Raw genomic sequence first — 14,411 nt, 5'->3', positions numbered from 1 at the left:
ATTCCGACGGCATAGCGACCATAACGTCACAGACATTATGCTTAACTCCGATAGCGATCTGGAACACCGCGCGCCAGATTCAAAAGCAGCCACCGTAGTCCTCGGCTGACCGGCCTTCGTTTGGCCTTTGGGCCATCGGACTTTTACGGCTAGTCAGCACACCGTTCACCAACACTATGGTGAACTCGATAACTTTGCCCGTCGTAACGCAGCACTGGAAAACACAAGCCCGGGCCACCGACCTCAACATCAGGCCAACCATTACTGCCTTTGCTAGCGAGAAACTCAGCGACACCGCTTTCTTTGAGCATGAGTTTCCAGTGGCCGTCAGGCTGCTGACTTACCAGATAAAATCCAGTACCTGCTTGCCCATAACAGTAAGTGCTGCCTTCGGTAATCAACGCATCCGGTCGGCCGTCACCGTTCAGGTCCTCAACCAATTCCATGGTTACCGGCCTGTAGCTACCAGTTTCCTGAATTTCACACTCCGACGTCTCTTGGTTAAATCCAGCAGCGTGGAATGCTTTTATCTGCTCGCTACGCGGTAGTTCATCTGCCTGCGCCGTAACACTGCTCACGAAACATGCCACCCATAGACCTAACGTAAAACTTCCCTTCATATCGACCGTCCCTTTATGATGCTCAACGTTATTAAGTATCGTGCATGTACCCACACAAGCATCTTGGATAAGTTGGCCGTTTCACATGGGTGCGCGTGCGGTACAGCATGCCTTCCGCAGTACCAGCGACGCTAACGACACCCTCAGGAAAAACAAGACCACGGACTGCATTTTTACAGGTGCCAATGATCATTTCGACCGCACCCAAGGCTCGGCCTTCACGGAGGTAAAACCGGCGATTAAGCCACCCTCCAATGGGTAACCTCGCAGCTGATGCGCGCAAGGTCACGGTCAAGCCGATTAACTCAGCACCGTCGTACCTAAAGCTCTTCCTTGCCAAGCCGATAGCCCGACGAAGCTCTAATAAAGCCGCGTCGATAATAAACGCTTCGTAAGGACGACCTCCATGCCCACACTGCGCTCCATCCAGACCCGCTACACCCTGTTCCTGGTGCTGTTCGTCCTGGTGTTATCGGTACTAACCGTCGTCGGCATCGGCCAATTGGTCGCCCCCACGTTAAAACACACTGAAGAACAGGTGGTGCTCAACCGCATCGCCGAGGTAGCTGTGCAGATCCAGGGCGAACTCAACAAGGTTCAAGCCCAGCAACGCAGCATCACCCAAACCATCCCGCTGCTCGACAGTGACGCCATCGACAAGGTGCTGCCCGGCCTGGTGGATCAGTATGGCGAGCTGAAAGTCTTCGGCGGCGGTATCTGGCCGCTGCCCAACCAGCGCACGCCGGGGCGCAACAAGCACAGCACGTTCTGGCACCGCGATGCCTCGGGCAAGCTGGCGGTGAATACGTTCTGGAACAGCGACGCCGCACCCAATTATTACGACCAGAGCTGGTACAAAGGCGGCCTCGCCTCGCCCCGTGGCCAATGCGCCTGGGCCGCCGCCTACAAGGACGACGCCAGCCAGGAGCCGCGCACCAACTGCGCCATGGCCATCCAGCGGGACGGCGCGGCCTACGGCGTCGCCACCATCGACGTGACCCTGGGCTTTTTCAATGAGCTGGTGGCCAGCAAGGAAAAAGACATCGGCGGCCAGATGCTGATCGTCGAAGGCGACGGCAAGATCATCAGCAACAGCACGCGCATCAGTAGCCCGGTGGTGCTCAAGAACATCAGCGAACTGACCGGCACCTCGGCGTTTGCCGCCCAGGTCAGCAAGGCCCTTGCCCATCGCGACCAGGCCCTGCAGCGCGGTGAATTCGACAACCAGGGAGTGGCCAGCACCTTTTACATGCGCCCAATCGAGGGCACCCCGTGGTTCCTCGCCACTGCCCTGCCCACCTCGCTGATCACCGCCCAGCGTGACGATGTGCTCGGCAGCCTGGCGCTGCTGCAAATCCCGATGGTACTGCTGCTGGTGCTGCTGGCGTTCTATGCGATTCGCAATCTGGTGCAACGCATGAAGTCGCTGCGCACCAATATCGACTCGCTGTCTGCCGGAGATGCCGACCTGACCAAGCGCATCACCATCCGTGCTGAGGATGAAATGGGCGCCATCGGCCACTCGGTAAACCGCTTTATCATCTACCTGCAGAACATGATCGGCGAAGTGACCCAGGCCACGGGCGCCATGGCCTCGGGGCTTGAGCAATTGCAGCAGACGTCGGCGCAGACCAACCGGATTCTGGTGCGGCACGCCTCGGAAACCGATCAGACGGTCACGGCCATCACCGAAATGAGCTCCACCGCCGACACCGTCGCGCAAAACGCCGCTGAAACCGCCTCGTTCACCCAGCGCGCCAACGAACACGCCGACCGCTCCCGCGTGGTGGTGGGCGAAGCCTCGACCAGCGTCAGCGCGCTGATCGGCGAAGTGGCCAGCGCCACCCACACCGTAGAAAACATGCGCCAGGACGCCGCACGTATCACCGAAACCCTCGGCGTGATCGGCGCGATTGCCGGCCAGACCAACCTGTTGGCACTCAACGCGGCCATTGAAGCGGCGCGCGCTGGCGAACAAGGCCGTGGATTTGCGGTGGTCGCCGACGAAGTCCGGGCGTTGGCCGCACGCACCCAGGCCAGCACCTCGCAGATCAACGAGATGTTGGCGCGCCTGACCACTGGCGTGAGTTCGTCGGTGACGGCAATGGAAAACACCCAGGCCAGCTGCCAGTCAGCGGCGGATGCCACGGCACGCGTCAACACTGGGCTGGACGAAATGGCCGGCTCGGTCAGCCATATCAACAACCTCAGCACGCAGATCGCTACCGCCGCCGAGCAGCAAAGTGCGGTGACCGAAGAGATCAACCGCAGCATGGTGCAGATCCGACATATGGTCGAAGAGCTGGTGGAAAGTGGCCATGCCACTGAAACCAATACGCAAAGCCTGCTGGATGCCAATGGCCGGGTGATTACGTTGATGAGCCGCTTCAAAGTGCGCTGATAAATGAGTGAAACACTCCCGTGCAAACCACGGGAGTGGGACTATTCTGGCAGATCCCAGTGCGAGATTTCGCCACATAGGCGGTGTGTCATGCATGCTGCTGGGCATTCTGTCCATGTGGAGCGGTCAGTCGACTAAAGCGATCAGAGAGCTTGAGCTTGGGCTCCCCAAGCTACACCGCGTAACGATGCAAGCCTCGTCATTGAACCTGGAAATCGAAGGGCTGATTTTTATTCCAGACCAGAATCCACTGAGGGGCCAGAACTGCCGGGGCGCAACAACCGCCCCCATCACAAAGCCGGAGGTGTGCGCCACAGCAGCGCGCGCCATTCCTGCCGATAACGCAAAGATCGTTTGCCTCTGCTCCGCTGTCAGGTCGTTATTGCTCACCTCTCCCTACAGCTGGTTAGCCTACCGCTACCCAATGCTCGTTCCCCAAGTCCTGAAACTTCTGCGCCGGCGCTTCAAAGCCTTTTGACTTGATCGGGCTTGGTTGCTCGAACTCATGCAAGAGCGCCTTGAAATCGCGCTTACGGTCAACGTCCGGCATTGGGACGGCGCTGAGCAGGCGCTTGGTGTAAGGATGTTGAGGGTTGCCCAGGACCTGATCGCGGCGGCCAATCTCGACGATCTGACCGCCGTACATGACGGCCACACGATGACAAATGCGCTCGACCACCGCCATGTCATGGGAAATGAACAAGTAACTGAGCCGATGCACCTCACGCAAATGCTCAAGCAATTCCAGCACCTGAGCCTGAACCGAAACATCAAGGGCCGAAACGGATTCGTCGGCGATGATGACTTTCGGGTTGAGCGCCAGCGCCCGTGCGATACAGATGCGCTGGCGCTGGCCACCGGAGAACTGGTGGGGGTAGCGATACATCGTGTCGACTGGCATGTCGACTTGGCGAAGCAGTTCAGCGACCCGTTCCTGGCGTTGCGCCAGGGGCAACTGGTGGTGAATCAACAAAGGCTCGCCCACCAGTTCCAGGATGTTCTTGCGTGGGTTCAAGGCCGCATAGGGGTCCTGAAACACCATCTGGATATCCCGCCGCACCGCATGAAGGTCGGCGCCTTGCAGGCCGTTGAGCTCTTTGCCGAACAACTTCACGCTGCCCTGGTAAGCCTGCATGTTCATCAGGGCCTTGCCCGTACTGGACTTGCCGCAACCGCTCTCCCCCACCAGCCCCAGCGTTTCGCCCTGGCGCAACTCGAAGTTGACGCCCTCGACCGCATGCACTTGCCGGTTCTCCTCAAACCAGCCGGTACGCACGGGAAAACGTACGGACAAATCGCGAACCTGCAAAATCACCGGCTGCTGGCTGATGTTCTCCGGTTGACCCACGGTGCCCAACACCGGAACGGCTGCGAGCAATTTACGCGTGTAGTCTGCCTGCGGCTGTGTAAACAGTTGACGCACCGGTGCCTGTTCTTCGGTACGGCCATGATTCATGACGACCACTTGGTCGGCCATTTCCGCGACCACGCCCATGTCGTGAGTGATCATCAGCAAGCTGGTGCCGTACACCTGCTGCAACTCGCGCATCAATTCCAGAATCTGCGCCTGAATAGTGACGTCGAGCGCTGTGGTCGGTTCATCAGCAATCAACACCTTGGGCCGGCAAAGCATGGCCATCGCGATCATCACACGCTGGCGCATGCCACCGGAGAGTTCATGGGGGTACTGCTGTAGACGTTTTTCGACCTGCGGCATGCGTACCGACGCCAGCATTTCCTTGACTCGCAGGCGTAGGGCCTGACGCCCCAGCGGTTCGTGGCGCAGCAGCGTTTCCTCCAACTGCTGACCAACGGTCATCAGCGGATTCAGCGAGGTCATCGGTTCCTGGAAAATCATGCCAATCTCTTTGCCACGCAACTGCTGAAGTTCGCGCTCAGGCATCCCGATCAGGTTGCGCTCGGCAAACCTGATAGCACCCTCCGCCACCCGCACGGCCTTAGGCAACAGCCCCATGATCGCCAACGACGACAGTGATTTTCCGCTACCGGACTCTCCGGCGATACACAGCGTCTGTCCCGGATACAGGTCGAAATTAAGGTTATCGACCACCCGCCGGGGCGTGGCCCCCAGGCCGACATCAATGGATAAATGCTGCACCGACAGAATCGGCTTGGAGATCCCGTTACTCATCAAAGCTCCTCGCGATTGAAGCGGCATACATCAAGCCGCTCGCAATGAAAACGCATCAGGCAAACACGACTTTCGGGAAGTAGAACGACACCACCCAGTTGGGCAGGTCGACAACTTCACTGATACGCAGATCGCCGCATACCGAACACAACATATAGGCCTGCTCTGCCGGCATAGCGTGTTCACGGCACAGCCAGTCGATGGTATTGCTCACGGCTTGACGCGCCGCTTGCATCAGGTCCGGGCCGATCCCGGTGAACGCTTCGTAGCCGGCAGAATCGAGGTGGCGTGTGACCGGGCCAGGTGTGCTGAAGCGCGGGGTTGCCAGCGGGGTATCCTTGATCAGGTCGATTTTCACCACCACGTCCATGGCGCTTTCAATCGCGGTGCCACACACCTCTCCATCACCTTGTGCCGCGTGGGTATCACCGATCGACAGCAATGCGCCACTGACCTCCACCGGCAAGTACAACGTGGTGCCAGCGGACAGGTCCCGAATGTCCAGATTGCCGCCGACCCGGCGTGGTGGAACCACCGAATGTAACCCTGCCTGCGCTGGGGCCAGGCCGATGGTGCCAGCGAAAGGTTTGAGCGGCACACGGGCAAAATCACTGAACGCCGCAGGGGCCAGGTTGACCTTGTCGTAATGCCACAGGGCCAGGGCCGGGTCCTTGAACTGGTCGGCCAGCAGGCCGAAGCCCGGAATATTCGCCGTCCAGCCAAAGCCGCTGGGCTTGAAACTGTCGAGGGTAATTTTGAGCACATCTCCTGGTTCAGCCCCTTCGACGAAAATAGGCCCGGTAACCGGGTTGATTTTGTCGAACGGTACCTTGCCCACGTCACTCACCACCGAGTTGGGCGTAAAGAACCCGTTGGACGAATCAAGGCAGCAGAATTCAAGCATAGAGCCCGGCGTTACCTGTGCGGTTGGTTCGAAGCGGTTGTCCCAGCCAAAATGGCTGTTGACACTATGAATGGTCTTGACCAGGCAGTTCTGGCACATAAGGGAAGGTCTCCGCGTTGAAGGCCACACCTTTTGGCAGGCGTGGCAAAGGCTGATCGTCAGGTCGACCGCGCGTTACTTGAGGTAGATGTAGTCGTAGTTGACCGGCACGTGAACCGGGTCGACGTACAGCGAATCGGAGCCGCCCATGCGCGCAGAACGCACGGTGAAGCGCTGCTCGTTGAAGATTGGCACCCACGGCGCGTCAGCCATCACGTCGATGAAGATTTTCTTCCACAGCGCGATGCGCTCGGCTTGTTGCTCCGGCTTGGCCATGCTGTCGGCTTTGGCCGCCAGTGCATCCAGCGTCTTGTTGCAATACAGTGCCCAGTTCCAGCCGCCGTCAATCGCACCGCCGCAGCCCAGGATCGGCCCGTAGAAGTTCGACGGGTCCGGGAAGTCGGCAATCCAGGCCATGCCACCTGACCACACCATCGGTGCCTGATCCTTGGAACTGCCGGCTGCAATCACGTTGGCTTGTGCCAGGGATTTGATCTGCGCCCGGATACCGACCTTGGCCAGGTCTTGCTGGATGGCTTGGGCGATACGCGGTTGCGGATCGGTGTTCATCACGTACAGTTCGGTGTCAAAGCCCTTGGCGAAACCGGCGTCTGCCAGCAGTTTTTTCGCCGCCTCGACGTCGTAGGCATAGCCTTTATAGTCCTTGTCGTAGCCCGGCATGGCCGGCGGCAGCGGCTGGTTGGCCGGGACCGCACGACCATTGATGATGCGCACGATACGATCCTTGCTGATCGCCATGTTCACTGCCTGGCGTACCTTGAGGTTGTCGAACGGCGGCATCGTGGTTTTCAGGGTCAGGTAGCCGGTTTGCAACTGGTCACCGGTCACCACCAGGTGCTTGAACTTTGGATCGTTCTTGAATTCCAGGAACTTGGCGGGCGGCACACCGTCACCGGCGATGTCGACTTCACCCTTTTGCAAGCGCAGCAGGGCGACCATCGGGTCCTGGCCCACTTCAAAGGTGATGCTGTCCAGGTGCGGCAGGCCAGCCTTGAAATAGTTGGGGTTTTTCTTGAAGACAATATGTTGTCCAAGCTTCCACTGCTCCAGGCTGTAGGCACCCGTACCGACCGGATGCTTGCCGAAATCGGCGCCCCACTTCTCGACTTCTTCCTTGGGCACCACAGAGGAGAAGTTGATCGCCATCACATGCAGGAACGTCGCACTCGCCTCCTTGAGGGTGATCTTGACGGTGTAGTCGTCCACCACTTCAATGCCCGACAAGTGTTCGGCCTTTTGGGTGCTCATTTCGTCATAGCCCACGATCGGGCTGAAGAAGCCGGCGCCCGGGCTCTGGGTTTTCGGGTTGACGGTGCGCTCCAGGGAGTACTTGACGTCGCTGGCCTTGAGCTCGCGACCGTTCTGGAACTTCACGCCTTTACGCAAGGTGAAGGTGTAGACCGTGCCGTCATCGGAGATGGTGTAGTCCGATGCCAGGTCCTTGACCAGCTCCGTGGTTCCGGGCTTGTAGTCCATCAGGCTATCGAACAGGCTTTTGATCATCGACCAGTTCTGCCAGTCGTAGCCAATGGCGGGGTCAAGTGTGGCCACGTCGTTCTGATAGGTAATGACTGCGGCGCCACCGTCTTTTGCGTTTGGATCGAAGTCATCGGCCAGAAGATTCCCGGCGAACAATGCAGCCGCGATGGCCAAGGATAATGCTTTGCGATTCATGCTCCAGCCCCTTACCTATGATGTGTTTTTTAGTGTTTTTGGATGTCGATGCGCGGATCGACCCATGGGATCACCAGGTCTGCGACCAGATTGCCCAGCACGATGGCGACCGCTGAAACCGTGGTCACGCCGACAATCACCGGAATGTCCACCTGCTGAATGGCTTGCCACGTCAACTGGCCGATTCCCGGCCAGCCAAAGACCGACTCGACCACCACCAGCCCACCCATGAAGATGCCGATATCGATGCCGATCATCGGGATCACCGGCACAATGGCGTTGGGGAGTACATGCCGCAGAACCACGCGCACCCGGCTCAGGCCCTTGGCCCGGGCGGTGCGAATGAAGTCCTGATGCAACACCTCGATCATCGAGGAGCGCACCATGCGCGAATACCAGCCGCTGCCGAGAATCCCCAGGGTCAGCGCCGGCAGCAGCAGATGCTCGAACCCGCCATAGCCCCCTAGTGGAAACCAGCCCAGTTTTACGGCGAAGAAGTACAGGAAGAGCATCGCAGCGATGAATTGCGGGGCTGACACGCCGATGAACGAGAGCGCCATAAGCGCCTTGTCGGCCCAACTGTCGCGCCGCAACGCCGCGATCACACCCAGGCTGATGCCGATCAGCAATTCGAAACCAATACCGGCAGCCATCAACTCAAGCGATGGCCGCAGGCGCGAGCCGATCAACTCGGTCACCGGGCTGCGCTGGATATAGGAGCGCCCCAGATCACCTTGCACCAGGTTGCCCAGGTAGTTGGCGTACTGCCGATAGAACGGCAAATCCAGGCCCAACTGCGTACGAATCCCCGCCACCACTTCCGGTGTGGCACTGCGCCCGGCAATCTGGCGCGCAGGGTCGGCAGGCAGCATGAACAGCAACAGATAGGTGATGAAGGTCACGCCGAGCAAAATCAGCAACGAATAGCCGATGCGACGAGTGATGAAGGCGAACATTCAGCTTCTCCCATGCAGGGTAGGATCGAGTTCATCGCGCAGGGCATCACCGACCAGGTTGAAAGCCAGCGACAGCAGGACAATCGCGATACCGGGGAAGAACACCAACCATGGCGCGGAGGTGAAATAGGTCTGGCTTTCAAAAATGATGTTGCCCCAACTTGGCGTTGGCGGCTGGACCCCCACTCCCAGGTACGACAGGGTGGCTTCGAGCAGCACCGTGGTCGAAATACCCAGGGTCGCCCATACCAGAATCGTCGGCAGCAAATGGGGCAGCAGGTGCGAAAACAGGATGCGCAGCGAGCTCGCGCCCAAGGTCCTCTCCACCGCCACGAAGTCACGGGCACTCAAGGCGATGGTCTCGGAGTAGATCACCCGGGCAATCTGCACCCAGTTGACCATGGCGATGACCAACGCAACGATCCACACGCTGGGTTGGAAAATCGCCGACAACGCAATCGCCAACAGCAGCGCCGGGAACGCCATCATCAAGTCGGTAAAGCGCATCAGCGTGCTGCCGATCCAGCCCCGCAGAAAACCTGCGCTCAAGCCCACCAAGGTGCCGATCAGCACGGCCAGGCCGTTGGCAAGCAGGCCGATGAACAGTGAGGTACGTGCGCCGTAGATCAGGCGCGACAGCAAGTCGCGACCCAGCAGGTCAGTGCCCAGCCAATACGGCATATCTGGCGGTAGCGGCGCGCCCTCCATTGACAGGCCTTCGACAAATTGCTCGGACGGATCGTGAGGGCTCATCCACGGTGCAAACAGCGCCAACAGCACCACGATGACGATGTACAACAACGACAACGCCACCGCGGGCCGGCGAATCAAGGCGCGCAACACTTTCATTGGCACGCCCCGCCTTGCTGAAGATAATCGGCGGCCATGTCCGCACACAGGTCATCCAGGCTGCGATTAAGGTGCATCGACAGGCTGCGCAGGCGCTCATAAGCCTCGCGCTCGTCAATCTTGTGCTCAACCATCAACCGCGCCAATGCCTGGGCCAGCAGAGGTCGCGCATCGAGGCGCTGGCGCAGCGCTTCGAGGGTTCGCGCATCACTGTCCAATCGCTCACGCAAACTGATCGCCATCATCAGCGTGGTGTAGACAGAGCCCTGGGTAATCGGTTTGTTCAACAAGGCGGTCGCCCCCAGTTCGATGGCGCGCTGGATCTGCGACAGGGTTTCGTGGGGCGTCAACGCCACGATTGGCACACCGGTGCTATTAAGCCGTTGCAGGGTGGCGGGACTGGCGAAGTGCTCCAGATCGACCACGGCGGCAAAGCAGCCTTCAAGCGAATCCAGCGCGTCTTCAAACAGCGCCTGCGGCGTGATGCCCAGGCGTTGCAGGCTTTTCTGCAGACTGGCCAACGTACGCGGTTCGCAGTCAACCAACAGCAACCGACCACTTTCGAAGTCCGGGCGTTTGAGCAGGCTCATTTGACGATCCTCAGGCGGGGCGCTGGCGCAATCGTGCGCAGGCGTTGGAATTCACTCAGGTCAGTGGCAGTCAGGTAAGGATCGGCTGGCAACGATTGCGCTTCACTGTGCAGTACGACAAAGCGCCCTTCGCGCAATTCGGCGATATGGCAAGGCTGGCTGCAGTGATTGTTGTGCGCAGAAATGTTTAACGTGCCGAGCACACTGTGCTGGGGGTGTTCGTAGAGGTAGTTGCAAATGAGCTCGGGATCGTCGCTGCCACACTGGTCCAAGGCCTTTGCAAACAAGTGCAAGGCGACGTACATCCCGGTGTAAAAATGCGACAACGGGTACAGTCCATGTTGGCGGCGTTGCTGCTGGCTGAAAGCCCGGTCTACATCCTCAAAAAATGGGCCGCACGACAACAGGCGCAGGCTCCGCATGACGCCGACTTCAGGCAGCTCGGCTTCCGTCAGGTTGCAGCTCAACACCGGTAGATTCAAGCCGACGGCAAGACACGCCGCGTCCAATTGCTGCAAGAAGACGTAGGAGGACTCACCGACTAGATTATTGAGCACAAACGCCGGTTTTTCAGTTATCAGGGTCTGGATAAGCTCACTGAAGCGAGTCGTGCCCAAATGCACGTACTTTTCCAGAAGCACAGTGCCGCCTGCGACATCGAGCACTTCCCGTGCGACGCGGTTACTTTCCCAACCCCAGATGTAATTCGAACCGATCAACGCAGCGCAAGAACCAAACGCCTGCAAGGCATACCTCAACAACGGGATCAACGTCTGATTCGGACACCCGCCCAGATAAAGGACGTTCTCACTGCTTTCAAAACCTTCATACGGACAGGCGTACCACAACAGGCTCCCGTTCTGCTCGAGGTCCGGAATGATTTCCTTGCGGCTGGCCGAGGTCGTCGCACCAAAAATATGCCGAACCCCGGCCTGCATCAATTGAACAGCGCCTTCGCTGTAACTGTGCAAGAAGCCCTGCGGATTGATATGGGTAACTTGTAAGGTAAATGGGTAATCGGGATTGGCATTGATTTCCTGCAGTGCGTGTGTGGCCCCTGCCAGAGCATTCCGGCCTATGCACTGGTAAGTCCCATCGATAGAGAGCAAGAGTCCGACATCGATTGTGTGGCGCATTTATTCACTCCAAAAAAAAACCTGATAGACCAGTGGACTGGTCGATCAGGCTTCATTACCTGGCGCTTGGGCGCATGATGTAGGCAAGACTTAAAGGCCGGGGCCTGGCTTACTCGTTTATTTCTCTATGGAAAAAGTGTGCCAAATTGGTTTTTTGCTGAAAATCGGCCTTATCCGCAATGCTCATGACAGCCAGCGCACCGGTCTGAGCCGTAGCACTGTATTTTGCACCTAAGAGGTGCACATCAAATGTGAGGTTTTTGACGGGAACACTGCCCGCTTTATGAATGGGTGTGTAACGTAAATTCCCAGGTCGCCGACCTTGGAAACTGACAAACCTCAATAGCCGGTGTGACGCAACGTAATAAAGGGCACGCTGATGTAGTACGCGCGGCGTAGCAGAAGCGAACCGCCCTTGTATCAATCGGGTGTGGGTTCCATCTAAGACGAAGAACACTAAAAATTAACGCTTCAAGCTAGGGTTAGCAAAGCCAGGTACGGAAGCGATCGTCAAATCTTAGGCAATAAAAAACCCGTGGACCGTTGATCTACAGGGCTTTCAAGATGCGAGCGCTGACGCCATCATCGATGTTCCTCCGGATGTCCTCAAAGCAGTGAATGTCGGTCTCGGTGATTCTTTGAGCATTGAGCGGGTCGACGAATCGATAGTGCTAAATCCAGTCAGTGAGGTTGACGCGAAGACCTAAGGCCGACGCTGTTGAACACGTCTGTTTTCCCAAATCACCAGAAAACCGCTAGCTAAAAGCACGTTTTTTGTACACGGTTATGTAAAGCCCAAGCCCAAATACCTGTGCGGCGACGCCGGGTTTAAATCTCATGCGCGTGCTTTTCTGCCGTGAAAACCACATCCGACTTTTTCAATAATATCGGCCAAAAGCAGGCTGCCATAAAAGTGCGCCTGTGCCTTCGCTGGCTCGAAGCTGATGGGCGATGAGTTTGCTAATCCGCTCAAGTACTTGCTGGCATTGCGATGCGCTATCCTAATCAACTCGTTAAACAAGGAAGAATAATGTGCTCGTCGTCATTTCTGTCGTATCTCAAACTCCCGGCTGTTCTGCTGATTACCTGTCTTACAACCGCTTGTTCCAACTACCACTACAAGGATTACCAAGGCGATTGGGTGCCGGACTTGATGACGCCATATGACCTGTCCAATAACACGGCCAATGCGCCGGTGGTGTATTTCGCCACCACCCGCTTTCGCGGACTGGGAATAAAATTCCATCGACTGTTGCTGGCCACGCATGTGGACGACCAACTGCTAGAGGGCGCTGGGCGGCGCTCGATCCTCGACGTTTCCGGCAAGCAGGCACTGCGCTTGACCCCGGGCAAGCACTCGTTGAGCTGGTGTTGGGTCTCGATGAATGCCTTGGGTACCGGTGGCGCGAAGTGCGGCTTCGGTGCGCGCGATGTGGAGTTCCGTGCAGGCCAGCGATATGTCGTGGACTTCACCACTCGCGACGACATCAATGGGCCTCCTGGGCGTCAGGTCTCGACCATTACTATCGAATCCGAGATTCGAAATCTGGATACCCATGAAGTGATCTACCCGCTGAAAGGTATTGCAGAGCTGGAGAAGGAATAACGATTGCGACGATCACCGTCACAAACTGAGTTGGTCGGTGATCGGAAGCTACGTGGCAGAGAACAGCTTCCGACTGAATGTTGCCCTTAGCGAGAGACTGCAAACGGCCCAAAGCAGCTGCTCTACAAGGCCTGCTATCGACCCTTCACGGCAGAACATGCCGGCCAAGAACGGCCCTAGGACTTCAACTAAATCGGATATGATTACCCGAACGTTGGGGGCATGAATCAGGCTTAGGTCGGTGCCTGGCAACTGCTTAAATCAAAAGGGAGCCCGCATGAGCAAATATCTGGTTTTGTTGTTGGTTGGCGCCGCAGGCGTTGCTCAGGCTCAATCGGCGTGCACTTACCCATGGTATCAATCGATCGATAAGATACTGCATACAACTGACGGACAAGGGCATGGGCCGGATATAGGCTCCGATGAATGGAAATCGGTGATCGAATTCAAATTAGGGGTTCGCGATGGGGCAGATGTCCCTGAACGAAGTTCCGATCAGTGGTGCCAATACATTGATCAGCATATCAATGGGAAGCAGGCGACCGGGGGCAGTACGGGGAAATCGTCGATAGTCAATGTGACACTTGGCCCTTCTTACGATTGCGCCAAGGTGAAGCCTGGTGCTATCGAAGCGATGATATGTGAGGACAAGGTGTTATCCGCGCTCGATCGCAATCTGTCGGAAGTATATGCCAGCGCGAGAATCAAGGCCGGAAACGAGCACCCACCCCAGCTTAAAGCAGAACAACGTGGATGGATAAAGGGTCGCGACGACTGCTGGAAGAGTGATGACGTCGGTGCATGCGTGCGCATGGAGTACCAGCGCCGCATCGCCGAGTTGCAAGCACGGTACCGATTGGTACCGGGAACCGGGCCTGTCTATTACGAATGCGAAGGCAACCCTGCCAGCGAGGTTGCTGTCATGTTCTTTAAAACCGATCCGCCGACATTAATCGCCGAGCGTGGCGACAGCGTATCGCTCATGTACCAGCAGCCAAGTGACAGTGGCGTAAAGTACCTTGGACGCAATGAAACGCTTTGGGAACATCAGGCCGAAACTATAATTACTTGGGGATACGGGGCGCCCGAATTACATTGCAAAAGAAAGCTTTGAGCAACGACCCAGTCAGCTGGGTAATTGCATTTTGGCGAAGGCTAGTAAGTGGCCGGAGGTGGCGTTCGTGAACGGATTCAAACGGTCCAGAGTGTGTAAAAACGCATATGGACTCGCGGTGACGGTTACGCACCGGTTCGAAGACTGAGCCGCCCCGGGCTTCGTAGACGCCCTTGGTGTCCGTTTTTGGCGGTTAGTGGATGTTTAGTCTCCTTAGTCTCGAGCACAACCCCATGTCCAATCGAGGAGAGGCATAGCGATAACGGCGTCTTAAATTTCTCGAAAGACG

The 14,411-nt window shown here is 57.5% G+C and carries 11 protein-coding genes; 3 read left to right on the top strand and 8 right to left on the bottom strand.

Annotated elements, in window-relative coordinates; all coding sequences use genetic code 11:
* Positions 1–149 precede the first annotated feature (149 nt).
* The gene (locus tag HU773_RS12170) at positions 150–620 is read right to left on the bottom strand and encodes a hypothetical protein (protein ID WP_189691268.1); all 471 of its coding nucleotides are present in this window, start codon (positions 618–620) and stop codon (positions 150–152) included.
* Between the two features lie 406 nt (positions 621–1,026).
* Between HU773_RS12170 and HU773_RS12165 the strand changes: the two genes are divergently transcribed.
* Positions 1,027–3,021 (top strand): methyl-accepting chemotaxis protein, encoded by a 1,995-nt coding sequence (locus tag HU773_RS12165; protein WP_057959795.1) that lies wholly within the window; start codon positions 1,027–1,029, stop codon positions 3,019–3,021.
* A 406-nt stretch (positions 3,022–3,427) separates the two neighbouring features.
* Here HU773_RS12165 and HU773_RS12160 read toward each other — a convergent pair whose 3' ends face one another.
* From HU773_RS12160 to HU773_RS12130, 7 genes are all read right to left on the bottom strand, one after another.
* On the bottom strand, positions 3,428–5,173 hold the full coding sequence (locus tag HU773_RS12160; RefSeq protein WP_057959796.1) for an ABC transporter ATP-binding protein: 1,746 nt from the start codon (positions 5,171–5,173) through the stop codon (positions 3,428–3,430).
* Between the two features lie 55 nt (positions 5,174–5,228).
* Positions 5,229–6,176 carry an acetamidase/formamidase family protein gene (locus HU773_RS12155; protein WP_120732767.1) on the bottom strand — a complete coding sequence of 316 codons (948 nt, stop codon included), beginning with the start codon at positions 6,174–6,176 and terminating at the stop codon, positions 5,229–5,231.
* Positions 6,177–6,251: 75 nt separating this feature from the next.
* Entirely contained in the window at positions 6,252–7,871 is a 1,620-nt protein-coding gene (locus HU773_RS12150; protein WP_186625853.1) for an ABC transporter substrate-binding protein, read from the bottom strand.
* A 29-nt stretch (positions 7,872–7,900) separates the two neighbouring features.
* Positions 7,901–8,827, bottom strand: a complete 927-nt coding sequence (locus tag HU773_RS12145; RefSeq protein ID WP_057959799.1) for an ABC transporter permease — start codon at positions 8,825–8,827, stop codon at positions 7,901–7,903.
* On the bottom strand, positions 8,828–9,676 hold the full coding sequence (locus HU773_RS12140; RefSeq protein ID WP_186625854.1) for an ABC transporter permease: 849 nt from the start codon (positions 9,674–9,676) through the stop codon (positions 8,828–8,830).
* On the bottom strand, positions 9,673–10,266 hold the full coding sequence (locus tag HU773_RS12135; RefSeq protein ID WP_057959801.1) for an ANTAR domain-containing response regulator: 594 nt from the start codon (positions 10,264–10,266) through the stop codon (positions 9,673–9,675). Before HU773_RS12135 ends, HU773_RS12140 begins: the two co-directional genes overlap by 4 nt.
* Positions 10,263–11,402 (bottom strand): transporter substrate-binding protein, encoded by a 1,140-nt coding sequence (locus HU773_RS12130; RefSeq protein WP_057959802.1) that lies wholly within the window; start codon positions 11,400–11,402, stop codon positions 10,263–10,265. The genes HU773_RS12135 and HU773_RS12130 overlap by 4 nt, the downstream gene beginning before the upstream one ends.
* Before the next feature lie 1,153 nt (positions 11,403–12,555).
* Between HU773_RS12130 and HU773_RS12125 the strand changes: the two genes are divergently transcribed.
* Entirely contained in the window at positions 12,556–13,008 is a 453-nt protein-coding gene (locus tag HU773_RS12125) for a hypothetical protein (RefSeq protein WP_225923857.1), read from the top strand.
* A 277-nt stretch (positions 13,009–13,285) separates the two neighbouring features.
* The gene (locus tag HU773_RS12120; RefSeq protein WP_120732761.1) at positions 13,286–14,122 is read left to right on the top strand and encodes an MliC family protein; all 837 of its coding nucleotides are present in this window, start codon (positions 13,286–13,288) and stop codon (positions 14,120–14,122) included.
* Positions 14,123–14,411 lie beyond the last annotated feature (289 nt).

This window comes from Pseudomonas shahriarae (assembly GCF_014268455.2).
Classification (GTDB): domain Bacteria; phylum Pseudomonadota; class Gammaproteobacteria; order Pseudomonadales; family Pseudomonadaceae; genus Aquipseudomonas; species Aquipseudomonas shahriarae.
This window is presented reverse-complemented; position numbering and strand designations above follow the sequence as displayed.